This is a genomic window from Microbispora siamensis, from assembly GCF_016863095.1.
In the GTDB taxonomy this organism is placed as follows: domain Bacteria; phylum Actinomycetota; class Actinomycetes; order Streptosporangiales; family Streptosporangiaceae; genus Microbispora; species Microbispora siamensis.
Genome location: NZ_BOOF01000006.1, coordinates 1 through 22,571, shown reverse-complemented (window position 1 = coordinate 22,571; position 22,571 = coordinate 1). Strand labels below are relative to the sequence as shown.

The window sequence follows — 22,571 nt, the reverse complement described above, 5'->3', positions numbered from 1 at the left end:
ACCCGACACCCAACCCGCACAGACGGCGTTGACACCGACCAAGGGCCACGAACAATCGAGCAGCGGGGGCGGGGCACGCTATACAGCACCAGCAACATCCGATGCGCGACTGATTACCAGCGGAGGTAGAAGCTGACAGAGCGTCAGGCGCTACGCTCATCCGGCCTTGGGGGCCAGTCGCGGAGGGGTAAGTAAACGAGCCTCCAGATTATTATGAATGGAAATACGAGGCTTCCGTACACGGGAATCAGGAAAATGAGACAGTCTCTACGCCTATACGAGACTTTTGGTAATGCAAGGAACAGCAGCAGCATTGGCGTCAGTAGCTGAATGCTGAGAGCCGCGGTGTCTTCCGCGATTATCGACTCCCAATGGAACAGGTCATCGATGTGTGCTCCAAGATAAGTCGGAAGTGCTACACACATGATCCAGAGTGTCACCGTGAGAACAAGCCGAACGCTCTTATGGTGCCGGAATCCCGGTGCCCCTTGTGCGCCGATGCCTCGTGGACCAAATTGATTCGTCATGTGGAGCCCGGCGCTTTCAGTGGGGGGATCAGAGCTGCCGTCGGTGCTGAGTAGCTGGCTTGACTGTATCCACTGATAGGGCCGCTTGATGCCGATTTCGGGAACGGTGATGGCCTCTGCCGGGTTGAGGGCCTGGCCAGGGCGCGCGCCCGGTCGCGGCGGCGGCGGGCGCGTACGGCCCCCCAGGGCCGCATGCGCAAGCCCGCCAGGCCGCCAAGCGGCCAGGCGCGCCCCGTGGGCAAGCGAAGCAAGCCCATGATCATTGAGGCACTATTGGCCCATGGCCAACCTGGTTGTGGAGATCCACGTTCCACTGTATGAGAGTGAGTCTCTTCCGGAGACCGCCTATTCCTTCCCATGGATCGACGAGATCGACGAGTTCCTATTCGAGATAGAGGAGCAAGGGCAGGCGGAGGTCTTCGACGACAGCGAGGAGTTCGAGGATGTGTATGTCTTCTTCATCACCGGTGCGGACGAAGACACCCTCCTGAGGGTCGCTTCGCGTGTGGCGAGCTTGGACGGGGTACCCCACGGTACATTCGCCATGGTCACGGATGATGAGGCTGGCGAGTTCGGCTTGGGGCGCCGGGTGAACCTACCTCTGCTCTAATGCGCCCAGTACGCAGGAGGCTTCCGCCGAAGGCGGCTTGACCCTGTAGTGAAGGTTCTCGCCGTTCGGCTCTCGTGTGCGATCTCCGGTGACCGAACAGGGCGGCCCGTGGATTAGGGCGGTGTGGCTCCGTCGCTGGTCAGATGTGCATGCCGCGTCACAACCCCACGAACGCCGCCTGCTGGGCGAGTCTCTGGGAATAGTTGACTTTGTGCATCTACTAGTACTTCGCCATGCCCCGGAATTTATCGGCCGCCGCCGACAATTCCGGGAGCGCGGCAAAAGGGGTATTTCAGGAAATCCCCAGCTCTTTCGCGAGCCGGGCGACGTGACCGGTGGCCTTCACGTTGTAGAGGGCCTTCTCCACCTTTCCGTCGGGGTCGATGACGAACGTGGAGCGGATGACGCCCATCACGGTCTTGCCGTAGTTCGTCTTCTCGCCGTACGCGCCGTACGCCTTGTGCACGTCCAGGCCGGTGTCGGACAGCAGCGGGAAGGTGAGCGCGTCGCGCTCGCGGAACTGCCGCAACTTGGCGGGCTTGTCCTTGGACACGCCCAGCACCACGAAGCCCTGTTCGGTCAGCGCGCCGAGGTTGTCGCGGAAGTCGCACGCCTGCTTCGTGCACCCGGGGGTCATGGCCGCCGGGTAGAAGTACAGGATGACCCGCTTGCCGCGGAACGACTCCAGCGAGACCTCGTTGTCGTCGGCGTCGGTCAGGGTGAAGTCCGGCGCGGCGTCGCCGGGCTGGAGCTTGCTCATCACGTCCTCCGGAAAAGGTGACCCGCGGCGATAGGCGGGCAAGCGTCAACCAAACTACCGGCTCAGCCGCTGTGCGGGGCGGCCACCGGACCTGGCAGACTGATCACACACGAATACCACAGGAGGGGGATCGCATGGCGGACACCGATCCCGATGCGCTGGAACGGAAGATCGAGCGCACGCGGGCGGAGCTCGCTCGCACGGTCGACGCCATCGCGGACCGGGTGAGCCCGAAGCGGGTCGCGGAGCGCGGCGTCGAGAAGGCGAAGGCCAACGCGCGCGACTTCGTCGCGTCCATGGAGGACATGGTCCTGGGCCCGCGCACGTACGCTCCGGCCGACGGCGAAGGCGAGCAGCCCGCGGAACATCCGGCGCCCAACATCGCTCCGGTGCTGATCGGGATCGGCGTGGTCGTCGTCGTGGGCGCGGCCATCGTGCTGCTGCGCCGCCGCTCCCGCTGACCCGCCGCGGGACGACGCCGCCGTGACACGGTCCACGGCGGCGTCCGCGTTCCCACGGGGACGATCACAAGGCCGAGCCGGCGGTCACAGGAAGGTCCTGCCCTCGCCGCGGTAGGTCGGGACCTCCTCTGCCACCCGGTCGCCCTCGACCAGGTGCAGAGTGGCGAAGCGCTCGCACAGCTCCCCGGCCTTCGCGTGGCGGAACCAGACGCGGTCGCCGAGGCGGAGGTCGGCCGCGGGCTCGCCCAGGAGGGGCGTCTGCACCTCACCCGCCCCCTCGTCCGGGTGGTATCTGAGCCCCGCCGGCAGGTACGGCTGGGGCAGCCGGGTGGGCCCGGGGGCCCCGGAGGCGGGGTAGCCCCCTCCGAGCACGGTCACGACGTCCGGAGCCGGCTTGCGCACGACCGGCAGGGCGAACAGCGCCGCCGGACGGCCGGTGAAGCCCCGGTAGTAGTCGAACAGCCGGGGATGGAAGAACCCCGAGCCCGCCGCGACCTCGGTGATCGCCCGCTCGGCGGCGGTCTTCTCGATGCTTCCCGTGCCGCCGCCGTTGACGAACTCCAGGTCGGCGACCTGACGTACGGCCTGCACGATCCGGCCGCGCCGCACGATCAGCTCGCGACGCGACCGCTCCTGCATCCAGCGCACCGCGCGGCCGTACGGCCCGGGGACGTCGTCGCCCACCCCGGCGATCTGGGCCTCGTACGCCATGAGCCCCGCCAGCCGCAGCCCGGGGCGCTTGGCGATGTGTGCGGCGATCTCGGCGGCCTGCTCGGGCTCGCGGATCGGCGACCGCAGCGCGCCCGCCCGGAACGCGCCGCCGAAGGCCACGAACCCCGCGTCGATGTCCAGGCACACCCGGATGCGGTGGGGGAGCCGCAGGCTCTCGATCAGGTCGAGGTGCTCGGGCGAGTCCACCATGACGGTGATCTCCCGTGCCGCGACGTCGTCCGATCCCAGGGCGCGCAGCGCGGTCCTGTCGGTCGTGGGGTAGGCCACGAGCACGTCCCGCAGGCCGGTGGAGACCAGCCACAGCGCCTCGGGCAGCGTGAAGGCCATGACGCCCGAGACGCCGTCCATGGCCAGGACCCGTTCGAGCACGGACCGGCAGCGGATCGACTTGCTGGCGACCCGGATCGGCTTGCCCCGGGCCCGGCGCACCATGGCGGCCGCGTTGGACCGGAGCGCGTCCATGTCGAGGACGGCGAAGGGCGGCTCCAGCTGGGCCGTCGCGTGGTCGAGGCGCTGTCGGTCGTCCATGGGCGCAGCCTAGTACGGCTCCGTCGGGAAATACATGAGCGCTGTTCACATTAACTGCGCCCCGGCAAAATCTGCGCCGTGGAGCCGTCATGATCGCGCAAGGCGGCGGGTGACCCGCCCGTCCCGTCACCGCTCCGTGTACCCATGGTGAGGTGACTACCGAGCGGACCCGGCGCGGTGAGCGGGAAGGGTGAGCGGCTGATGAGCGTCGTGCAGGGAATCCTGGCGGGTTCGTCGGCGAGGAGCGCCAAGGGCGCCGGAAGTGGATCAGACTCCGAAGGCGCCGGACGCGGCAGGGGCGCCAGGAGCGCGGGCAGCGGCGAAGGCGCCGACGGCGCCGGAACCGACACGTGCGGCGGAGGGACCGCGGCGGGCCGCCGGACCGCCATGCGCGTCCTGCGGCCGGGCCGGACCCCGGCCGCCGTCGTGGTCGCCGCCGTGCTCGCCCTGCTCGGCTGGGCGCTCACCGCCGTGGTCGTCGCCGTCATGCTCGGCGTCTCCCCTCCCTGGCGGCTGCCGTCCCGGCTGCTCAACCTCACCCCGGCCGACCCGGCCGTCCCCGCCGCCGCGGTCGGCATGATCGTCTGCGGCGCGGCGCTGGTGGCGCTCGCGCTCGTCCCGGGCCGTCCCCGGCTCGTGCCCCTGGAGTGCCGGGACCCGCTGCTCGCGATGGGCCTGACCCGCGCCGGCCTGCGCCGGACGCTCGCCGCCTCGGCCCGCGAGGTCGAGCACGTCCGGCGGGCCGACGTCCACATCCTCCGCAGGCGGATCGAGGTCGCCGTGGTGGCCGACGCGGACACGACCGGCGCCCTGCTGCGCGAGGTCGGCGCGGCGGTCGGCGACCGGCTGTCGGGCCTCGGCGTCCAGTCCCGCCAGGAGGTGGTCGTACGGCTGCGCAGGAGAGGGGGCTGACGTGCGTCCGCGTTGGGGAAACCGCCTCGGGCTCTTGCTGGTGGGCCTCGCGCTGGTCGCGGGAGGCTTCGGCCTGCTGGCCGCCGCGCGCGGGCGGCCCGGCGCGGCCCTGATCGACAGAAGCGTGGCCGACGCGAGCGTGGTCGGCGGGAAGCCGTGGGCGCTGCCCCTGCTGGCCGGGGCGGCCATGGTGCTCGCCCTGGTCGCGACCCGGTGGCTCTTCATGGCACTCGGCTGGGGCCGGGTCGGCAGCCGTACCGGCGCCGGCATCGCCATGCTCGGCGTGGCGCTGAAGGGGATCGACGGGATCGGCCACATCTCGGTCAGGCTCGTGCGCGACGGCAGGCTGCGGGTGTCGGTGTCGCTCCGGCGGTCGGCCGACCTGCGACAGGTGATCAGGCGGCTGGACGAGTCGGCGATCTCACGCGTTCGCCGCGCGGTCGGCCGCGACGACGCGCTTGCGGTCGTTCGCCTGCACGTCCGCCGCCGCTGACCGGTCTTCCCGGCGCCAGGGCGCGGGCGTCGCGCCCGTGCCGAGGGCGAGCCCGGCGGCCAGGCAGGCGAGCGGCACGACGGGCACAACGTAGCGGTGGTCGAAGGCGGCGATCAGGGGCGGCAGCAGGAGCAGGACCACCGCCGCGGCCCAGGGCAGCAGCGCCGTCCAGCGCCGGGCCACCAGCCCGGCGAGCCCGGCCAGCAGGACCGCCGCCAGCAGCGGCCCGCGCAGGAAGCCCTGCTCCTGGTAGGCGCGCAGCCACCCCGCGAACGGCTCGACCACCTTCGTGTCCCCGGAGCTTCCCTGGTAGGCGGTGGTCAACTCGCTCGCCGTACGGCCGCCGGAGGCGACCTTGGAGGTGAACGGCTTGATTGAGGCGGGGAACACGTACGCGCTCTGCGTGCCCGGGGCGGGGTAGACCTTCCGGTCCCATTCGAACGCCCACATCGCGTCGTGCAGCCCGGTGGACAGGAAGTCGAGGGGCTGGCTGCGGATCGCCAGCGAGGCGAACTCGCTCGCCAGCCGGTCCTTGTCCTTCTTTACCCGCTGGATGGGCGAGCCGGCGGCCCAGATGTAGGCGGGCGCGGCGAGTCGCGGTTCCGACGGGCACAGCACCGCCAGGTCCTTCGGCGGCTTCATCACCGAGCAGTCGGCGAAGGTCATCGTGCGCGACCACAACCACGTGCTGCTGCCGCCCATCCCGTACGACCCGTGGGCGTCGTGGAACCAGACGGCGTACCCGCCGAGCACGGCGGACGCGGCGGCGAGCCCGGCCAGCGCGGTCCGCCAGCGTCCGGCCAGCAGCACCGGCAGCAGCGCCAGCGCGATCAGGGGCAGCCCGAGGGTGCGGGTGACCGTGGCGCAGGCGAGCAGCAGCAGCGCCGCGACGACGGACCACGCCCCCGGCCTGGGTCGCCACAGCAGGATCGTCACGGCGGCCACGACCAGTGCGGTGAACAGCAGGTCCGCCATGACGAGGTGTTCGAGCTGGATCTGGTGGACGTCGAGCAGCACCGGCGCCGCCGCCAGCGCCGCCCCCCAGCCCGGCAGCCGCGTCCGGCGGCGCAGCAGCGCGTACACGCAGACGGCCATGCCCAGGCCGAGCAGGTGCTGGACGATCACGACGGCGGTGATGCTCCCCAGCGGGCTCAGCGCCGCCAGGAACAGCGAGTAGCCGGACGGCCGCGAGGGCAGGGGCCGCAGGTCGAGCGCCGAGCTGAGGTAGGCGAAGGAGTCGGCCCAGAACCACAGCGCGGGCCGGTAGCCGAGCACGGCGAGCGCGCGCAGCGCGACGCCCGCCGCCAGCACCACCAGGAACGCCCGATGCGGGCGCAGCGCCTCGCGCCACCTCACGTGACGGCCCTCCTCGTCGCCGGGAAGTCACCACGATATTGGTGAGTCGCGCATTGGTCACATTCGAGACGCCACTCCCCACGAATGCCGGGTCAGCACTCGATGACGTTGACGGCGAGGCCGCCCCGCGAGGTCTCCTTGTATTTGTCGAGCATGTCCCTGCCGGTGTCGCGCATCGTCTTGATCGCCTTGTCCAGCGACACGAAGTGGCGGCCGTCACCGCGCAGCGCGATGCGGGCGGCGGCGATCGCCTTGATCGAGGCGACGGCGTTGCGCTCGATGCACGGGATCTGGACGAGCCCGCCGATCGGGTCGCAGGTCAGGCCGAGGTTGTGCTCGATGCCGATCTCGGCGGCGTTCTCGACCTGCTCCGGCGTGCCGCCGAGCGCCTCGGTGAGACCCGCCGCCGCCATCGAGCAGGCCGAGCCGACCTCGCCCTGGCAGCCCACCTCCGCGCCGGAGATGGAGGCGTTCTCCTTGAACAGCACGCCGATCGCGCCCGCGGTGAGCAGGAAGCGGACGACGCCGTCCTCGCCGGCCCCCGGAAGGAAGCGCATGTAGTAGGACAGAACGGCCGGGACGATGCCGGCGGCGCCGTTGGTCGGCGCGGTGACGATCCGGCCGCCCGCGGCGTTCTCCTCGTTGACGGCCAGTGCGAACAGCGTGACCCAGTCCATCGCCCGCAGCGGGTCGGTCCCGTCGGGCTCGCCCTGCAGCCGCCGGTACAGCTGGTGGGCCCGGCGGCGCACCTTGAGGCCGCCCGGCAGGACACCCTCGCGGCTGGTGCCGCGCCGCACGCACTCGGCCATGACCGTCCACAGGTGCAGCAGGCCGGCCCGGATCTCCTCCTCCGTACGGCCGAAGGCCTTCTCGTTCTCCATCATCACACCGGAGATCGACAGGCCGGTCTCGGCGCAGTGCGCGAGCAGTTCGTGCGCGGTCGTGAAGGCGTACGGCAGCACCGTGTCGTCGGGCTTGATCCGGTCGGCGCCGGTGGCGTTCTCGTCCACCACGAAGCCGCCGCCGACCGAGTAGTACACCTTCTCGCGCAGCACCGTGTCGTCGGCGTACGCCGTGAAACGCATGCCGTTCGGGTGGTGGGGGAGCGACAGCTTGCGCTCGAAGACGAGGTGCTCGCCGACCACGAACGGGATCTCGCGCACGCCGTACAACGTGACCGTGCCGCTCGCCCGCATCGCCGCCAGCCGTTCGTCGACGGTGTCGACGTCGACCACTTCGGGCTTGTCGCCGGACAGGCCCAGCAGGACCGCCTTGTCGCTGCCGTGGCCCTTGCCGGTCAGCCCGAGCGAGCCGTACAGGATGGCCTCGACCCGGGTGACCTTCTCCAGCAGCCCGTCCTGGTGCAGCCCGCGGACGAACTTGTGCGCCGCCGCCATCGGGCCGCCCGTGTGCGAGCTGGACGGCCCGATCCCCACCTTGAACAGGTCGAAGACGCTGATCGCCATTGACCGTCGCCTCTCACGCGTCTCGGGTGGCCGTCAGGACTCGCCGGAGGTCAGCGCGGTGTACTCCGCGGCCGACAGCAGGTCCTCAGGCTCCTCCTCCACGCGCACGCGGAACAGCCAGCCCTCGCCGTACGGGTCGGAGCTGACCAGAGAGGGGTTGTCCACGACGGCGGCGTTGATCTCGACGATCTCGCCGCCGACCGGGGCGAAGATGTCGCTCACGGACTTGGTGGACTCCACCTCGCCGACCGCGTCGCCGGCCGCGACCGTCGAGCCGACCTCCGGGTGCACCTCCACGTAAACCACGTCGCCGAGCTGCTCGGCCGCGTACGCCGTGATGCCCACCGTCACGGTGAGGCCGTCCTCGAGCCCGGCCACCCACTCGTGTTCCTTGGTGTAGCTCAGGTCGTCCGGAATGGTGCTCACTTGCTCCTCCTGTAGAAAGGCAGATCGACGACGTCGACCGGTTCTTGGCTGCCCCGGATGTCCACGGCCAGGCCACCCTTCTCCAAGGCGCCCTCGTCGACGTACGCCATGGCGATCGGGCGGCCGAGGGACTGCGACGGGGCGCCGCTGGTCACCTCGCCGACGACGGCGCCCTCCCGGGTGACGGAGTAGCCGTGGCGGGGCACGCGGCGGCCGCGCGCCACCAGCCCGACCAGGCGCCGCCTGGTGCCGTTCTCCGCCGCCCGCTCGAGGGCGGCCTTACCCACGAAGTCGCCGGGCTTGTCGAAGCGGACGACCCGGCCGAGACCGGCGTCGAACGGCGTGATCGCCGCGCTCAGCTCGTTGCCGTACAACGGCATGCCGGCTTCCAGGCGCAGCGTGTCGCGGGCCGACAGCCCGGCGGGGACGAGCCCGGCATCCCTGCCCGCCTCGGCGAGGGCGTTCCACAGGGGTACGGCGTGCTCGTTCAGCACGAAGAGCTCGAAGCCGTCCTCGCCGGTGTATCCGGTGCGTGCGATCAGGGCGGGCGTGCCCGCGACGACGCCGGGGACGATGGCGTAGTACTTCAGGTCGTCGAGGTCGGCGTCGGTCAGCGCGGCCAGGATCTCGGCGCTGCGGGGGCCCTGCACCGCGACCAGCGCGTACTCGTCCGACCGGTCGGTCACCCGCGCGTCGTATCCCCGGACCCGGTCGGCGAGCTCACGGGCGACGAGGGCGTAGTTGGAGGCGTTGGCGACGACCATGTACTGGTCCTCGTCGAGGCGGTAGACGATGAGGTCGTCGAGGATGCCGCCGGTCTCGTTCACGATCATCGTGTAGCGGGCGCGGCCGGGCGCGAGGACGCTGAGGTGCCCCACGAGCGCGCGGTCGAGCGCCTCGCCCGCCTGAGCGCCAACGACGAAGATCTCCCCCATGTGGGACAGGTCGAACAGCCCCGCGGCCGTGCGCACCGCGTTGTGCTCGGCGGACTCGCTGCCGTAGCGCAGGGGCATCTGCCAGCCCGCGAAGTCGGTCAGGGTCGCGCCCAGACTTTCGTGGACCCCGCGGAGCGGGGTGGATCGGGACATGCGCACCTCGGAAGGACGGATGCTGCGTTTGACTATCGGGCATCCTCCCCCTCTGTCATCGGCGCCTGAGAGCTTCGTCCGATCTTTGCCGGACTTTCACCTTCGGCGAGGCCTTCCGGCCTTCTTTCCAGAGGTCACCTGACCCGCACGGTCCTTTGCCTTGAGAGGTTCGCGGGGAGGGCTTGCTCCTTCAGGGGCCCTGACCGGATGCCAGGACGCTCTCCCGCACGGGGTCACCGGTGTGGTGCAAGCCTAGTGGTTCGCCGCCATCCCCGTAACCGGCAGGATCGCCCCGATTTCCTCGATCGGGGTAGCCGCGTTTCCGTGAAGTCAGGAGGGCCGATAGACCTGGTGGTATCGGACGGCGAGCCGGACGAGCACCGGCTCGCCGGATTCCCTTCGTGCTCCGTACGTCAGGTGCGTTCAGCGCGCTGTGTGGCCGCGCGGAGACGCATCAGGGCGGACGGAAGGTCGTCGCCCGTGAGGATCCGCTGGTGGAGGGCCTGGGTGTCGGGGGACGGTTCGGTGCCGAGGCGGTCGACCAGGGTCCGGCGCAGTCGCTGGTAGGACGCCGAGGCGTCGTGGGTGCGGCCCGACCGGTGCAGCGCCAGCATGAGCTGCCGGTGCGGCCGTTCGCGCAGCGGGTGGCGCCTCGCCCACTGGGCCAGGCCGCCGACGATCTCGTGGTGGTGCCCGAGCGCCAGCCGTACGTCGAAGAGGTCCTCGGTCACCGCCCGCCGGTCCTCGTCGAGCCGTTCGGCCCACGAGGAAAGCTCGTCCACGTGCCTCATGCCGAGCAGGGCGTCGCCCCGCCACAGGCTCAGCGCGTTCTCCAACATCCTCGCCGCATTGTGGTAATCGCCATTTTCTCGAGCGATTCTGCCCTGTGCCGCGAAATGGTTGAATACTGCAGCATCCACGGATCCCGGCGGTACGGAAAGAAGGTACCCGCCCTCCACGGTGTGCAGCGGGGAAAGGGCGGGGTCGCGTGGCGAGAGCCGCCGCCGCACCTGTGCGATGTAGGTGGTAAGATTCCGCGGCGCCGATTTAGTGGGACGGCGATTCCACAACAGATCGATGAGCGTGTCCCTGTGAACCGCGACGTTGGGATAGAGCAGGAACAACGCGAGGAGTTGCCGGTGCCTCGGGGCGAGCCCGGCGATCACGTCCCCCGAGGGTTTCATGGCCAGGAACGGTCCGAGCACGGCGTATAACACGGTCTCCCTCGCATGAAAGCAGCGTGAAACGTGCCGACGATGCGGCGATCATTGGTTAATTGACCATATCTCTCTCTGATCGCATTCGTCAAAGAATGTGTCGTTTCTATGTGTGCGGGCGCCGTTCCTTTATCGCCCAATGCGGGGCTGAACGCGCAGGTGCACGGAAGTGAAATCGGTTGCATCGCCAGAGCCGCCGCTGACGCGCTGTGGCATCCCGTAGCCATATCGCTCGATTGCGTGCGGGGCCGCGGCCGTGCAGGCTTGGCCGGTGACAGACGAGACCTTCTGGGATTTGATCGGCACGCTCGACGGGGTGATCGACGAAGACGGCGCCGATCTGCTGGGTGAACGCCTGTCGTCGCTGGGCGCGCAGGAGGTGGAGGCCTTCTGCGCGCATCTCGCCGGAAAGGTGCGCGCGCTCACCGGACTCCCTCTTGAGGGGCGTCCGGTCCCCGACGTCAGCGACGAGGGCCGACCGCCGATCCCGCTCGTCGGAGACGCGTACGAGAACCTGCTGTACGCGGTGGTCGCCGCCGGGCGGGAGCGGTACGAGGCCGTGCTCGCCGACCCGCCGGCCGTTGGTACGACACCTACAGGGGATCGGCCTGGAAGGGCGCCCCGGGTGCGTACATGAGGGCCGCGCACGCTCTGGACCAGGCCCTGAACGACTCCGCCGAATGGCGCGCCTGGTGGGGACAGGCCGGGTTGCGGGTGATCGAGGTCGGCGTCACCGTCAACGCGGACAGGAACCGCGAACGCGTCGAGCGGGGCAAGGAGATCGCCAAGGCCACGTTCGAGAGGGACCGGTCCTACTTCGCCGATCGCGACCCGGCCGGTCTGGCGAAGCTCGCCGCCGAGGAGGCGGCCCACATCATGGGCGCGATCGCCAAGACCCTCGGCATGACGCCGCCTCCGCCGCTTCCGTCCGCTTCCCGATGAGCTGTTCCGAAGACCTGTGGGGTGGGGGTCCGGCGCTCACCGGGCGGCCGTGGCGGTGCCTCCGGTCGCGGGAGCCCGCAGGGCCAGGTTGACGGCGTCGGTACGCCGGGCGTCGCCCCACACCCACTCCACGCGGGCCTCGCGCCGCCGCTCGGCCAGCCAGTCGTCGAAAAGCCGCTGTTCGATCCCTCGCCGGGTGGCGCCGTCGAGAACGGCGGGCCTGACCTCCACCACGTGGGTGACCACGGGGTCGGGCCCGTACGGTCCGAGGACGTCACCGGGTGCCGCGTTCGCCGCCCCTGGGCCGAGTTCGGCGCGGAACAGGCGGTGCAGGCGGGCGTCCGCGCCGTGGTCGAGCGTCTCGGCGGCGGCCGAGGCGAGGGGGTCCGCCCCGCCGTTCCGCAGCCGGGCGGCGGCGGCCCGGGCGGCCTCCAGCCGGGGATAGCGGAGGGACAGCACGCTCAGCCGCTCGTAGGAGCGGGGGGCGGCGGCGAAAAGGCCGTCGGCGCGGTCGCCGGCGACGCGCCGGCGCAGCCGGGCGATCCCGGCCTCCTGCGCCACGATGTGCTCCAGGCCGGCGTGGTCGAGGCCGCGTTCGGCCATCCACGCCCGGGTGGCCTCGACCGTGAGCAGCCCCCGGGCCCGCCGGAAGGCGTCGAGGGCGTCCTGCAACTCGGCGGGGGACAGGTCCACCGGGTCGTCGGACAGCTCCTGCGCGACCAGGGCCGCGTCGACCAGCCGGCTCGCCACCGAGGCGTCGCTCCACAGCTCGTCCAGCACCGCCATGGCCTGCTCCATCGCGACTTCCATGCCGTCGACCCGGACGACGACCTGCTCGCCCGAGTTGCGGCTGCCCCGCAGCGGCCAGGGCAGGGCGCGGTCGGGGGCGAAGGCGACCGAGACCGTGCCGTCCCCCACCGGGATCAGCATGTCGTAGTGGCAGCCGCCGCCGGGGTGGTCGCGCTGCCACACCAGGCGCATCGGCGTGCCCTCGTGCTCGGCACGCAGGTCCCCCAGCAGGAGCCTGGCCTCGGCGGGTTCCAGATCGCTGATCCGGCGCAGGTACGCCAGGACGTCGGCCAGCAGGCCGGCAGACGGAAGAACATCACTATGGACGACACTGTGCGGCGGCATGCCGGGGCTCCTCTGGGCGGGATCTGTCGGGCTCGTTCGCGGAGGGGAGGTCAGGCCGGTTCGAGCAGGAGGTCGCAGACGGCCTCGCTGATCGGCAGACCGGTCATGTTCTCGACCCACAGCCACTGCGCGTTGGGGTTGACCTCCAGGAAGACGTGACGGTCGTCCGGTGTGACGATCAGGTCGACAGCGCCGTACAGCAGGCCGAGCCGGTCCATCAGCGCCAGGCACCGGTCGGCGATCTCCTCCTGCAGCCGGTGGGGCCGGTGCGGGGTGGTCCGGGTGTCGTAGTACCGCCAGTCGAGGCTCGATCGGTTGGACGCCTGGGAGTGGATCTCGGCGGCGAAGATCCGCCGCCCCACGATCGTGACGCGCAGTTCGACGCGCTTCGGCACCATCTCCTGCACGATCACCGGGCAGAACCGCAGGCCGTCGGCGTACGCGAGGTCGCGCGGCGACACCGGCTCGGTCAGGCGGGTCATCGTGAGGCCGTCGTCCCCCACGCCTTCGACGAACGGGACGTGGAAGGCCTTGGTGATGACGCGGCCGTCGTGCCGGTCGTGGAAGTCGAGGAACGACTCGGCGTCCGTGCTGATCAGCGTCTCCGGGATGGCGAATCCGAGCTCGGCGGCCAGCGCGAGCTGGGAGGACTTCTGGCCGGAGCGGCGGAAGACCGACTCGCGGGCGGGCACCTGGCGGCACGGCAACTGCTCCCACAGGTCGCTGAGCAGGCTCTTGCACTCCTGCACGGTGTGCGCGGCCACCGCCGGATCGACGATCTCGGCGTGCGGGCGCGGGGGAGTCGGCCGGCGCCACCACACGGCTGACACCGTGTCGAGGTCGATCGTCTCCTTCTCGCGCAGGATGCGCCGGGTGCCTGGTCCCGCGCCGTAGCCGAGGTCCACCTTGGCGTGGACCGGGAAGTCGCCGGGGTCGAAGACGCTGACGCGCGCGCCGCGCCGGGCGAGCAGGTCGCAGACCCGCTCGGCGTGCGGGTCGTCCTCGCTGGTGAGGACGAGAACGTGAGGAGGGCGCAACGGAGGGCCTTTCGAGGTGACCGAACAGACCTGGGGACGGGGCCTGGCGGGTGGGAGCGCCACCGGGGCGGCGCTCCCACCCTGTGCGTCACAGCGTGATCCACCCGATGTGGTCACTCTGTGGTGTCAGCGGCACGTGTCAGAGCGAGATGTCGTCGTACTTGCACATGTTGTCGGCGTAGCAGCCGCTTCTGTCGAACTCCGGGGCCTGGCCGCCGGTCACGCCGCGCAGGCGCTCCTCGTCCAGTTCCTCGCCCACGGCCTCGATGGCGGCGATGACGGTGCGAACCTTCATGATCGCTCCCTCAGCACAGGTAGTCGTCGTAGCCCGCGCCGGACCTCGTCCGGGCGGCGTTCGGGTTGTAGCCCCCGGTGATGCCCTCCAGCAGGCTCTCGTCCAGCTCGGCGCCCACCTCGGAAAGGTCCCGCAACTCGGTCTTGGGCTGTCCGCTCATGGTCTTCTCCTTTCGGTCGAGTCGGGAGCCGGGCGGCTCCCCCGTGTCCCAGAGCCTGTCTTGATCGTCTTGGAATTGGATTGCGTGACGGAGGTAAGCGACTTGTGGCCCGCTTTATCCGCAGTTCGTGAAGGTCAGGCGCCCAGCCGCTGCGCGGCGACGAGGCGCGCGTAGTGCCCGTCCCGGCCAAGCAGCTCGTCCCGGCCGCCCGCCTCCACGATCCGGCCCCGGTCCAGCACGAGAATGAGGTCGGCGTCCCGTACGGTGCTCAGCCGGTGGGCGATGACGACGCGGGTGCCCGCGAAGCCGCGCAGGCTTTGCTCGATGGCGGCCTCGGTCGCGGTGTCGAGGTGGCTCGTGGCCTCGTCGAGCAGCAGCATCCTCGGCTCCGACAGCAGGGCGCGGGCGAGCGCGAGCCGCTGGCGCTGCCCGCCCGACAGCCCGCCGCCGTCGGTGAGCAGCGTGTGGTAGCCCATCGGCATGGCCGCGATCTCCTCGTGGACGCGGGCCGCCCGGGCCGCCCGTTCCACCTGCTCACGGGTCGCGGAGGGGACGTTGAGCGCGATGTTGTCGAAGATCGTCCCGTTGAAGAGGACGGGCTCCTGCGGCACCACGCCGAACTGCCTGCGCAGGGCGCCGGGATCGAAGGCGGCGGCGGGCACGCCGTCGTAGCGGATCTCGCCCTCCGCGGGCGTGAGCAGCCCGAGGATCAGCCGGGCCAGGGTGGTCTTGCCGGATCCGGAGGCGCCGACCAGCGCGACCTTCTGCCCGGGATGGATGGTGACGGTGACGTCCCGCAGGATCCACGGGCTGTCGGGGCCGTAGCGGAAGCCGACGCCGTCCAGCTCGATCCGTCCCGTGAGCGTACGGGTGACCGGGTCGGCGGGGACGGGCTCCGGCTCGGCGTGCCACACGTCGGCCAGGCGCTCCACGTGCGGCCGGACCACCTGTACGGCCTGCAGCCCGGTGACCAGCGAGTTCAGCGGGGCCAGGGCGGCGCCGGCCAGGGCCTGCAGCGCGAGCATCCCGCCGAGCGTCAGCGCGCCGTCTGCGACCTGGCGGGCGCCCACCCATACGAGGACGAGCGGGGCGGCGAACTGCAGGGCCCCGAGCAGGGCGTCCTGGAGGGCCTGCGCCCGTCCGCTGCTCCCCGACCGCTCGGCGACGGCGGCGATGGCCGTCGCCCATCTGCCCGCGATCCGCGGCTCCGAGCCGGAGGCCTTGACCGTCTCGATGCCGCGCAGGCCCTCGATCAGCCTGTTCTGCAGGTCGTTGCGGGCCTCGGTCTCCCGGTGGGTCAGGTCGCCGACGCGGCGGCGGGTGAGGAGCAGCAGGCCCACCTGGGCCAGGGCGAACGCGACCAGGCAGCCGCCGACCAGCGGGCTGCGCACGCTGATCGCGATCACGTATCCCAGGGCCAGCGGTGCCTCCAGGAAGGCGAGCGTCACCTGGTTGGTGAGGACCTCCCGGATCAGGGAGGTCGCCAGCACGCGGTTGACCAGGTCGGCCGAGCCGCGCAGCGCGAAGAACCGGTAGGGCGCCGCGAGGAGCCGTTCGCCCGTGACGCGGACCAGTTCGCCGTCCGCGCTCACCTTGAGCGCGACCACGGCGTATCCGCGCAGCGCCCGGACCAGTCCGTACGCGGCGACCAGGCCCAGCACCCCGAGACCCGCGACGGCCAGCAGGTCGTGGTCGCCGGCCGGCAGCACCCGGTCCACGACCAGCTCGGTCAGCGCGGGGAGGGCGAAGCCGAACGCCTGCATGACGACGCTGAGCGCCACCAGCAGCGCGAGCAGCCGGCGACGGCCGGCGAAGGCGACGGCGGCCGGCCACCGCCACCAGCGGCCCCGCCGCAGGCGCCCGGTCCGCCGGAACTCGGGGCCGGGGGTGAAGACGAGCAGCACGCCGCTGTAGTCCCGGGCGAGTTCGGCGCCGGTGACGCGACGGCGGCCCGTCGCGGGATCGACGACCGTGACCCCGCCGGGCCCGTGACGCTCGACGACGACGTAGTGGTCGCCCTTCCAGTGCGCGATCGCCGGGAGCGGCGCGTGCGCCAGCCCGTCGGGAGGCAGGGAGAAGGCCCGTGCCTCCAGTCCCCGCCGCCTGGCCGCCCTGAGCAGGGTGAGCGCGGAGGTGCCGTCACGGCCGGCGCCCATCTCCTCGCCGAGCTCGCGCACCTCCACGTGGTGCCCGTACGCGCCGAGGACCATGGCGAGGCAGGCGGGGCCGCACTCGGTGGGGGTGCGCTGGTGGACGACGGGCACTTTGCCGCCGAAAACTGTGCCGCGATTGAGCCTCATGGTCCACGGAGTGTCGGCCAGGAGGCTTGTCCATCGCTTGTGACCGGCTTCAATCCCGGGCGGTCAGTGGCGGGCGGCGGCGACGAGGGCGCGGAACAGCGGCCCGTCCTCGTCGGCCTCCGGGTGCCACTGGACGGCCAGGGCGAAGGCCGCGCCGGTGACCTCGACCGCCTCGATCGTGCCGTCGTCCGAGCGGGCGGTGACCTCAAGCCCGTCCGCCAGGCGGTCGATCGCCTGGTGGTGGTAGTGGGCGGGCGTCAGGTCCTCGCCGTCGTAGATCTTGGCCAACGCGGGCGAGAGCCGTACGGGGAGGCGGCCGAACGTCCCGGGGGCGGGGGAGTGGGCGGTGTGGCCCACCACGTCGGGCAGGTGCTGGTGGAGGGTGCCGCCCAGCGCCACGTTGAGCACCTGCAGGCCCCGGCAGATGCCGAGGAACGGCAGGCCGGTGCGCAGGGCGGCCTCCATCAGCCCGAACTCCGCCTCGTCGCGGAACTCCCGGACATATCCGGTCTGCTCGGCGGGCGGCGCACCGTAGCGGGCGGGGTCGATGTCGCCCCCGCCCGCGATGATCAGCCCGTCCAGCCGCCCGGCGAGAGCGGCGGGCTCCCCGGCGGGCGGCAGGATGACCGGCTGGCCGCCCGCCCGCGCGATGTGGTCGACGTACATGTACGGCAGCAGCGCCGCCGGCATGTCCCACACGGTGAACTTCGCCGGCTCGACGTAGCACGTCACGCCGATCACGGGACGGGTCATCGGCAGGCCCCTTACAGCGGAGTGACGTACGCGCCGGAGATGCCGCCGTCGACCAGGAACTCCGAGGCGGTGATGAACGACGCGTCGTCGGAGGCGAGGAACGCGACCGCCGCGGCGATCTCCTCGGCCCGGGCGAAACGGCCGATCGGCACGTGGACGAGACGGCGCTGGGCGCGCTCGGGGTCCTTGGCGAACAGCTCACGCAGCAGCGGGGTGTCCACCGGCCCGGGGCACAGCGCGTTGACCCGGATGCCCTCGCGGGCGAACTGGACGCCCAGCTCGCGGCTCATCGCGAGCACGCCGCCCTTCGAGGCGGTGTAGGAGATCTGCGAGGTGGCCGAGCCCATGACCGCGACGAACGACGCGGTGTTGATGATCGAGCCCTTGCCCTGCCGCTGCATGTACGGGATCACGTGCTTGCAGCACAGGTAGACGCTGGTGAGGTTGACCTCCTGCACCCGGCGCCAGGCGTCGATGCCGGTCTCCAGGATGGAGTCGTCGTCCGGCGGCGAGATGCCCGCGTTGTTGAAGGCGATGTCGACGCTGCCGAACTCCTCGAACGCGGTCCGGTACATCCGGGCCACGTCGTCGTCGTTCGCCACGTCCACCTTGACGAACAGGCCGCCGACCTCCCCGGCCGCCTTCGCGCCGGCCTCCTCGTCGAGGTCGGCCACCACGACCTTGGCGCCCTCCTGGGCGAACCGGTGGGCCGTGGCCAGCCCGATGCCGCTGCCCGCCCCGGTGATGACGGCGACGCGGTCCTGCAAACGCTGCATTGATCTACTCCGTGGAGATGAAGACGTTCTTGGTCTCGGTGAAGGCCGACAGGGCGTCCGGGCCGAGCTCCCGGCCGAGGCCCGACTGCTTGAAGCCGCCGAACGGGGTCCAGTAGCGGACGCTGGAGTGCGAGTTGACCGACAGGTTGCCCGCCTCGACGGCCCGCGCCACGCGCAGCGCCCGGCCCACGTCGCGGGTCCAGATCGACCCCGACAGGCCGTACGCCGTGTCGTTGGCGATCCGCACGGCGTCGGCCTCGTCCTCGAACGGCACGACGGACACCACGGGCCCGAAGATCTCCTCGGTGAACGCCCTGCGGAAGGACTCCGAGGACGACCCGGCCAGCACCGTGGGCGGGAACCAGTAGCCGGGGCCGGTCGGGCACGACCCGGCGGCGTACACGTCGGCCTGCGTGACGAACGACGCGACGCGCTCCCGGTGCTCGGCGCTGACCAGCGGGCCCATCTGGCTCGCCGGGTCGTTCGGGTCGCCGACCTTGACCTCGCGGACGGCCTGCGACAGGCGCGCGAGGAAGTCGTCGTAGACGGAACGCTCCACCAGGATGCGCGAGCGGGCGCAGCAGTCCTGGCCGGAGTTGTCGAAGACCGCCATGGGCGCCGAGGCCGCGGCCTTGTCGAGGTCGGAGTCGGCGAAGACGATGTTGGCGCTCTTGCCGCCCAGCTCCAGCGTCACCCGCTTGACCTGCTCGGCCGCCTTGGCGCCGATCAGCTTCCCGACCTCGGTCGAGCCGGTGAACACGATCTTCCGTACGTCCGGGTGCTCGACGAGCCGGGCGCCGGCGACCTCACCCTCGCCGGGGACGACCTGGAGCACGCCCTCGGGCAGCCCGGCCTCCAGGGCGAGCTCGGCCAGCCGCAGCGCGGTCAGCGGGGTCCACTCGGCGGGCTTCACGATCACCGTGTTGCCGGCGGCGAGGGCCGGGGCGACCCCCCAGGTCATGATGACCATCGGGAAGTTCCACGGCACGATGATCCCGACCACGCCCAGCGGCTCGGCGAACGTGACGTCCACCCCGCCCGGCACCGGGATCTGCTTGCCGTGGTTGCGCTCGGGCGCGCCCGCGTAGAAGTTCAGCACGTCGCGGACGTTGCCCGCCTCCCAGCGGGCGTTGCCGACGGTGTGCCCGGCATTGGCGATCTCCAGCCGCGCCAGCTCCTCCGCGTGGTCCTCCACGACCTGCGCGAAGCGGCGCAGCAGCCGGGCCCGCTCGCCCGGGGCGACCGCCCGCCAGGCGGGGAAGGCCCGGGCGGCCCGCTCGACCGCGCGGTCCACCTCGGCGGCGTCCGCCATCTCGACCTCGGCGATCACTTCCTCGGTCGCCGGATTGACTATCTTCACAGCCGTTCGAACCCCCGATAGAGCTCCCAGTCGGTGACCGCCGCGTCGAAGGCGGCCAGCTCGACCCTCGCGTTGTTGGCGTAGTGCTCGACCACGTCCTTGCCGAACGCCTCCTCGGCGATCGGCGAGCCTTCCCACAGCGCCAGGGCGTCGCGGAGCGTGGCGGGCACCCGCTCGGCCCCGGAGTCGTACGCGTTGCCGCCGAACGGCTCCTCCAGCTCCAGCCCGGCGTCGATGCCGCGCAGCCCTGCCGCGATCATGGCCGCGACCGCGAGGTACGGATTGACGTCGCCGCCCGGCACCCGGTTCTCGATCCGCAGGGACGGGCCGTGGCCCACCAGCCGCAGCGAGCAGGTGCGGTTGTCCACACCCCACTTCACGGCGGTGGGGGCGAAGCTGCCGGGCACGTACCGCTTGTAGGAGTTGACGTTGGGCGCGTAGAGCAGGGTCAGCTCCCGCATCGCCGCGAGCTGCCCGGCGACGAAACGGCGCCCGGTCTCCGACAGCCCGTACGGCTCGCCGCCCGCCATCACGGGGGTGCCGTCGGCGTCGCGCAGCGAGATGTGGATGTGGCAGGAGTTGCCCTCGCGCTGGTTCGGCTTGGCCATGAACGTGATCGACTTGCCCTCCTGGGCGGCGATCTCCTTGGCGCCGTTCTTGTAGAACACGTGGTTGTCGCAGGTGGTCAGCGCGTCGGCGTACCGGAAGGCGATCTCGTGCTGGCCGAGGTTGCACTCGCCCTTGGCGGACTCGACGTACAACCCGGCGCCCTCCATGCCGAGCCTGATCTTCCGCAGCAGCGGCTCGATGCGGGAGGTGCCGAGCAGCGAGTAGTCGACGTTGTAGAGGTTGGCCGGGGTCATGTCGCGGTAGCCCCGCTGCCAGGCCTGCTCGTAGCTGTCGTCGTAGACGACGAACTCCAGCTCGGTGCCGACGTACGCGGTCCAGCCGCGGTCGGCGAGCCGGGCGAGCTGGCGGCGCAGGATCTGCCGGGGGGAGGCCACCACGTCCGCGCCGTCCTCCCACACCAGGTCGGCCAGCAGCAGCACCGTGCCCTCGTGCCAGGGCACCCGGCGCAGCGTCGACAGGTCGGGCCGCATGACGAAGTCGCCGTAGCCGCGCTCCCAGGACGACATGGCGTAGCCGCCCACGGTGTTCATGTCGACGTCCACCGCGAGCAGGTAGTTGCAGCCCTCGGCGGCGTGGTCCAGCACCTCCTCGAGGAAGTACCGCGCCGACAGCCGCTTGCCCTGCAACCGCCCCTGCATGTCGGTGACCGCGAGCAGGACCGTGTCCACGCGGCCCGCTTCGACGTCATCGCGGAGTCGCTCCACGCTGAGCACGGTGCCTCCCGTCCAAAAGTCTGGAATCAGACCATTGAGGGCATGCAAGCACCATGTTCCCCTCGTCGTCAACAATGTCCGGGGGGTTTAACCTCGATCACAGGGACGGGGGGCCCGCGGTGACGGGTGGAGGGACGATGCGCATGGAGATCACGCCGGCGGAGGCGTCCGTCTCCGGCCCCCGGACTCCGGCCGCGCCCGCGTCGCGGGACGCGGCCGTGGGGATCACCGGCGCGGTGTCGCTGCTGCGGCCGGTGCGGGCGGGCAACGCGTTCGAGGAGACCGTCGAGCGCCTGCTCCAGGCCATCAAGCTCGGCGTCGTCCCGCACGGCGAGAAGCTGCCGCCGGAGCGCGAGCTGGCCACCCGGCTCGGGATCAGCAGGGTCACGCTGCGCGAGGCGATCCGCGCCCTGCAGGAGGCCGGCTACCTCGACGTACGGCGCGGCCGGTACGGCGGGGCCTTCGTCGTCTACCGGCCGCCGAGCCCGCGCAAGGGCGACCTGCGCAGGGCCGTCACCCGCATGGGCGAAGACGATCTCGAGGACGCGCTGACGTTCCGGATGGCCGTCGAGTGCGGGGCGGCCCGGGTGCTCGCGACCACCGAGCTGACCCCGCGGCAGCGGGAGACGCTGGCCGCCCGGCTGGCCGGGGTGAACGACGCGGCGCCCGCCGACTACCGCCGGATGGACATCGCGTTCCACCTCGCGATCGCGGAGCTGAGCGGCTCGCCGCTGCTGGCCGCCGCCTGCGCCGACGCCCGGCTGCGGGTCACCGACCTGCTCAACGCGATCCCCGTGCTGCGGCCCAACATCGAGCACGCGGCCGTCCAGCACGCCGCCATCGCCGCCGCGATCCTGGACGGCGACCCCGAGGCGGCCGAACGGGCGGTGGCCGAGCACCTGGAGGGCACGGCGGCCCTGCTGCGCGGCTTTCTCGCCTGACCACTCCCGCCGCGCCGTAGCATCGGAGGCCGGGGGATCGCTTGATGACCGACTGGTTTCACGAACGCATCATCGAGGCGCACCGTCTGCCGCTGTTCTGCTTCTTCGTCGCGCTGATCACGGCGTTCGTCTTCACGCGGATGAACGTACGGCTGATCAGGGCGCGGGTGCGGTGGCTCGGCAACGTGAGCATGGGCGAGATGCACATCCATCACGTGGTGTTCGGCGTGGTGCTCACGCTGCTCGGCGGGGTCGCCGGGCTGGTCCTGTCGGACGTGTCCACGGGGTGGTATTCCTTCTCCTCCGCCGTGTTCGGCGTGGGCGCCGCCCTCGTGCTCGACGAGTTCGCGCTGATCCTGCACCTGCGCGACGTCTACTGGCAGGAGGAGGGCCGCACCTCCGTGGACGCGGTCTTCGTGGCGATCGCGGCCACCGGCCTGCTGCTGCTCGGGCTGCGCCCGCTCACCTGGAACGGCGCGGACGGCGGAGGCCGCTGGACGGCTCCCGCGTTCCTCTTCGTCAACCTCGTCTTCGCCATGATCACCCTGCTCAAGGGGAAGATCTGGAGCGGCCTGCTGGGGCTGTTCGTTCCGCCGCTGCTGTACGTGGGGGCGGTGCGGGTGGCCCGTCCCGGCTCGCCCTGGGCCCGCTGGTGCTACTCGGAGCGGGCGAGGCGGCCCCGGCCGCGCCTGATGGCCAAGGCGATCCACCGGGAGGAGCGCTGGCGCCGCCCGGTCATCCGGGCGAAGATCGCGGTGCAGGAGTTCGTCTCCGGCCGCCACGACCTGCCCGCGCCCGCGCTGCCCGCCCGGCACCACCGGCGGCGGGTCGTGCCCCCCCGTCCCCGGCCGGGGGCGGACCACACCGGACGCCACTGGCGGTCGGGCCGGCCCCGTGCCCGCTGATGACCAGAGCCCGCTGAGAACCAACCCTGAACCTGATCGTCCCCGTCCG

The 22,571-nt window shown here is 71.3% G+C and carries 24 protein-coding genes and 2 riboswitches; of the genes, 8 read left to right on the top strand and 16 right to left on the bottom strand.

Going from position 1 to position 22,571, the window contains the following annotated elements:
- The first annotated feature begins 807 nt into the window (after positions 1-807).
- Entirely contained in the window at positions 808-1,137 is a 330-nt protein-coding gene (locus tag Msi02_RS08600; RefSeq protein ID WP_204047862.1) for a hypothetical protein, read from the top strand.
- Positions 1,138-1,429: 292 nt separating this feature from the next.
- Here Msi02_RS08600 and bcp read toward each other — a convergent pair whose 3' ends face one another.
- Positions 1,430-1,897 carry a thioredoxin-dependent thiol peroxidase gene (gene bcp / locus Msi02_RS08595; protein ID WP_204047861.1) on the bottom strand — a complete coding sequence of 156 codons (468 nt, stop codon included), beginning with the start codon at positions 1,895-1,897 and terminating at the stop codon, positions 1,430-1,432.
- A gap of 134 nt (positions 1,898-2,031) precedes the next feature.
- Here bcp and Msi02_RS08590 point away from each other — a divergent pair, with 134 nt between their 5' ends.
- On the top strand, positions 2,032-2,358 hold the full coding sequence (locus tag Msi02_RS08590; protein WP_079315303.1) for a DUF3618 domain-containing protein: 327 nt from the start codon (positions 2,032-2,034) through the stop codon (positions 2,356-2,358).
- 84 nt (positions 2,359-2,442) lie between these two features.
- Here Msi02_RS08590 and Msi02_RS08585 read toward each other — a convergent pair whose 3' ends face one another.
- On the bottom strand, positions 2,443-3,618 hold the full coding sequence (locus tag Msi02_RS08585; protein ID WP_204047860.1) for an amino acid deaminase/aldolase: 1,176 nt from the start codon (positions 3,616-3,618) through the stop codon (positions 2,443-2,445).
- Positions 3,619-3,819: 201 nt separating this feature from the next.
- Between Msi02_RS08585 and Msi02_RS08580 the strand changes: the two genes are divergently transcribed.
- Positions 3,820-4,530, top strand: a complete 711-nt coding sequence (locus Msi02_RS08580) for a DUF6286 domain-containing protein (protein ID WP_204047859.1) — start codon at positions 3,820-3,822, stop codon at positions 4,528-4,530.
- Between the two features lies 1 nt (position 4,531).
- Positions 4,532-5,023, top strand: coding sequence for a hypothetical protein (locus tag Msi02_RS08575; protein WP_204047858.1), 492 nt, complete (start codon positions 4,532-4,534; stop codon positions 5,021-5,023).
- On the opposite strand, the gene Msi02_RS08570 is transcribed toward Msi02_RS08575, so the two are convergent.
- The 5 genes from Msi02_RS08570 to Msi02_RS08550 form a co-directional block, all read right to left on the bottom strand.
- The gene (locus tag Msi02_RS08570; RefSeq protein ID WP_204047857.1) at positions 4,952-6,379 is read right to left on the bottom strand and encodes a hypothetical protein; all 1,428 of its coding nucleotides are present in this window, start codon (positions 6,377-6,379) and stop codon (positions 4,952-4,954) included. The two genes, Msi02_RS08575 and Msi02_RS08570, sit on opposite strands and share 72 nt — an antisense overlap.
- 92 nt (positions 6,380-6,471) lie before the next feature.
- Positions 6,472-7,845: an L-serine ammonia-lyase gene (locus Msi02_RS08565; RefSeq protein ID WP_204047856.1), complete on the bottom strand. Its 1,374-nt coding sequence runs from the start codon at positions 7,843-7,845 to the stop codon at positions 6,472-6,474.
- A gap of 33 nt (positions 7,846-7,878) precedes the next feature.
- Positions 7,879-8,271, bottom strand: a complete 393-nt coding sequence (gene gcvH, locus Msi02_RS08560; protein WP_079315297.1) for a glycine cleavage system protein GcvH — start codon at positions 8,269-8,271, stop codon at positions 7,879-7,881.
- Complete coding sequence (gene gcvT, locus Msi02_RS08555; protein ID WP_204047855.1) at positions 8,268-9,359, bottom strand: glycine cleavage system aminomethyltransferase GcvT; 1,092 nt, start codon at positions 9,357-9,359, stop codon at positions 8,268-8,270. Before gcvT ends, gcvH begins: the two co-directional genes overlap by 4 nt.
- Positions 9,360-9,401: 42 nt before the next feature.
- Positions 9,402-9,497, bottom strand: a riboswitch (glycine riboswitch).
- Positions 9,498-9,595, bottom strand: a riboswitch (glycine riboswitch). It abuts the riboswitch before it with no gap.
- A gap of 177 nt (positions 9,596-9,772) precedes the next feature.
- A complete protein-coding gene (locus Msi02_RS08550; RefSeq protein WP_239108259.1) occupies positions 9,773-10,543 on the bottom strand; it encodes an AfsR/SARP family transcriptional regulator in 771 nt (256 codons plus the stop codon).
- 304 nt (positions 10,544-10,847) lie between these two features.
- On the opposite strand from Msi02_RS08550, the gene Msi02_RS08545 reads away from it, so the two are divergent.
- Together Msi02_RS08545 and Msi02_RS08540 are read left to right on the top strand one after the other, a co-directional pair.
- Positions 10,848-11,213, top strand: coding sequence for a DUF4240 domain-containing protein (locus Msi02_RS08545; RefSeq protein WP_204047853.1), 366 nt, complete (start codon positions 10,848-10,850; stop codon positions 11,211-11,213).
- Complete coding sequence (locus Msi02_RS08540; RefSeq protein WP_204047852.1) at positions 11,210-11,518, top strand: hypothetical protein; 309 nt, start codon at positions 11,210-11,212, stop codon at positions 11,516-11,518. Before Msi02_RS08545 ends, Msi02_RS08540 begins: the two co-directional genes overlap by 4 nt.
- Positions 11,519-11,554: 36 nt before the next feature.
- Here Msi02_RS08540 and Msi02_RS08535 read toward each other — a convergent pair whose 3' ends face one another.
- The 9 genes from Msi02_RS08535 to Msi02_RS08495 all read right to left on the bottom strand — a co-directional run bounded on the left by Msi02_RS08535 (position 11,555) and on the right by Msi02_RS08495 (position 20,667).
- The gene (locus Msi02_RS08535; RefSeq protein WP_204047851.1) at positions 11,555-12,652 is read right to left on the bottom strand and encodes a TIGR04500 family putative peptide maturation system protein; all 1,098 of its coding nucleotides are present in this window, start codon (positions 12,650-12,652) and stop codon (positions 11,555-11,557) included.
- 50 nt (positions 12,653-12,702) lie between these two features.
- Positions 12,703-13,689: an MvdC/MvdD family ATP grasp protein gene (locus Msi02_RS08530; RefSeq protein WP_204047850.1), complete on the bottom strand. Its 987-nt coding sequence runs from the start codon at positions 13,687-13,689 to the stop codon at positions 12,703-12,705.
- Between the two features lie 139 nt (positions 13,690-13,828).
- The gene (locus tag Msi02_RS08525) at positions 13,829-13,984 is read right to left on the bottom strand and encodes a hypothetical protein (protein WP_179155182.1); all 156 of its coding nucleotides are present in this window, start codon (positions 13,982-13,984) and stop codon (positions 13,829-13,831) included.
- Positions 13,985-13,994: 10 nt separating this feature from the next.
- Positions 13,995-14,144, bottom strand: coding sequence for a hypothetical protein (locus Msi02_RS08520; protein ID WP_179155181.1), 150 nt, complete (start codon positions 14,142-14,144; stop codon positions 13,995-13,997).
- A gap of 134 nt (positions 14,145-14,278) precedes the next feature.
- On the bottom strand, positions 14,279-16,444 hold the full coding sequence (locus tag Msi02_RS08515) for a peptidase domain-containing ABC transporter (RefSeq protein ID WP_204047849.1): 2,166 nt from the start codon (positions 16,442-16,444) through the stop codon (positions 14,279-14,281).
- A gap of 63 nt (positions 16,445-16,507) precedes the next feature.
- A complete protein-coding gene (locus Msi02_RS08510) occupies positions 16,508-17,197 on the bottom strand; it encodes a gamma-glutamyl-gamma-aminobutyrate hydrolase family protein (protein ID WP_204047848.1) in 690 nt (229 codons plus the stop codon).
- 11 nt (positions 17,198-17,208) lie between these two features.
- Positions 17,209-17,973, bottom strand: coding sequence for a 3-oxoacyl-ACP reductase (locus tag Msi02_RS08505; RefSeq protein ID WP_079315291.1), 765 nt, complete (start codon positions 17,971-17,973; stop codon positions 17,209-17,211).
- 4 nt (positions 17,974-17,977) lie between these two features.
- Positions 17,978-19,363: an aldehyde dehydrogenase family protein gene (locus Msi02_RS08500; protein ID WP_444543485.1), complete on the bottom strand. Its 1,386-nt coding sequence runs from the start codon at positions 19,361-19,363 to the stop codon at positions 17,978-17,980.
- Entirely contained in the window at positions 19,330-20,667 is a 1,338-nt protein-coding gene (locus Msi02_RS08495) for a glutamine synthetase family protein (RefSeq protein WP_275414104.1), read from the bottom strand. The genes Msi02_RS08500 and Msi02_RS08495 overlap by 34 nt, the downstream gene beginning before the upstream one ends.
- Positions 20,668-20,813: 146 nt before the next feature.
- Here Msi02_RS08495 and Msi02_RS08490 point away from each other — a divergent pair, with 146 nt between their 5' ends.
- Entirely contained in the window at positions 20,814-21,617 is an 804-nt protein-coding gene (locus Msi02_RS08490) for a FadR/GntR family transcriptional regulator (protein WP_239108237.1), read from the top strand.
- A gap of 44 nt (positions 21,618-21,661) precedes the next feature.
- A complete protein-coding gene (locus Msi02_RS08485; protein ID WP_239108236.1) occupies positions 21,662-22,522 on the top strand; it encodes a hypothetical protein in 861 nt (286 codons plus the stop codon).
- The last annotated feature ends 49 nt before the right edge of the window (positions 22,523-22,571 follow it).

Excerpts from the sequence above, each read along its gene's own strand:
- Msi02_RS08600 (WP_204047862.1), top strand. The coding sequence starts at position 808 with ATGGCCAACCTGGTTGTGGAGATCCACGTTCCACTGTATGAGAGTGAG.
- bcp (WP_204047861.1), bottom strand. The coding sequence starts at position 1,897 with ATGAGCAAGCTCCAGCCCGGCGACGCCGCGCCGGACTTCACCCTGACC.
- Msi02_RS08590 (WP_079315303.1), top strand. The coding sequence starts at position 2,032 with ATGGCGGACACCGATCCCGATGCGCTGGAACGGAAGATCGAGCGCACG.
- Msi02_RS08585 (WP_204047860.1), bottom strand. The coding sequence starts at position 3,618 with ATGGACGACCGACAGCGCCTCGACCACGCGACGGCCCAGCTGGAGCCG.
- Msi02_RS08580 (WP_204047859.1), top strand. The coding sequence starts at position 3,820 with ATGAGCGTCGTGCAGGGAATCCTGGCGGGTTCGTCGGCGAGGAGCGCC.
- Msi02_RS08565 (WP_204047856.1), bottom strand. The coding sequence starts at position 7,845 with ATGGCGATCAGCGTCTTCGACCTGTTCAAGGTGGGGATCGGGCCGTCC.
- gcvT (WP_204047855.1), bottom strand. The coding sequence starts at position 9,359 with ATGTCCCGATCCACCCCGCTCCGCGGGGTCCACGAAAGTCTGGGCGCG.
- Msi02_RS08550 (WP_239108259.1), bottom strand. The coding sequence starts at position 10,543 with ATGAAACCCTCGGGGGACGTGATCGCCGGGCTCGCCCCGAGGCACCGG.
- Msi02_RS08540 (WP_204047852.1), top strand. The coding sequence starts at position 11,210 with ATGAGGGCCGCGCACGCTCTGGACCAGGCCCTGAACGACTCCGCCGAA.
- Msi02_RS08535 (WP_204047851.1), bottom strand. The coding sequence starts at position 12,652 with ATGCCGCCGCACAGTGTCGTCCATAGTGATGTTCTTCCGTCTGCCGGC.
- Msi02_RS08525 (WP_179155182.1), bottom strand. The coding sequence starts at position 13,984 with ATGAAGGTTCGCACCGTCATCGCCGCCATCGAGGCCGTGGGCGAGGAA.
- Msi02_RS08520 (WP_179155181.1), bottom strand. The coding sequence starts at position 14,144 with ATGAGCGGACAGCCCAAGACCGAGTTGCGGGACCTTTCCGAGGTGGGC.
- Msi02_RS08515 (WP_204047849.1), bottom strand. The coding sequence starts at position 16,444 with ATGAGGCTCAATCGCGGCACAGTTTTCGGCGGCAAAGTGCCCGTCGTC.
- Msi02_RS08510 (WP_204047848.1), bottom strand. The coding sequence starts at position 17,197 with ATGACCCGTCCCGTGATCGGCGTGACGTGCTACGTCGAGCCGGCGAAG.
- Msi02_RS08505 (WP_079315291.1), bottom strand. The coding sequence starts at position 17,973 with ATGCAGCGTTTGCAGGACCGCGTCGCCGTCATCACCGGGGCGGGCAGC.
- Msi02_RS08490 (WP_239108237.1), top strand. The coding sequence starts at position 20,814 with ATGCGCATGGAGATCACGCCGGCGGAGGCGTCCGTCTCCGGCCCCCGG.
- Msi02_RS08485 (WP_239108236.1), top strand. The coding sequence starts at position 21,662 with ATGACCGACTGGTTTCACGAACGCATCATCGAGGCGCACCGTCTGCCG.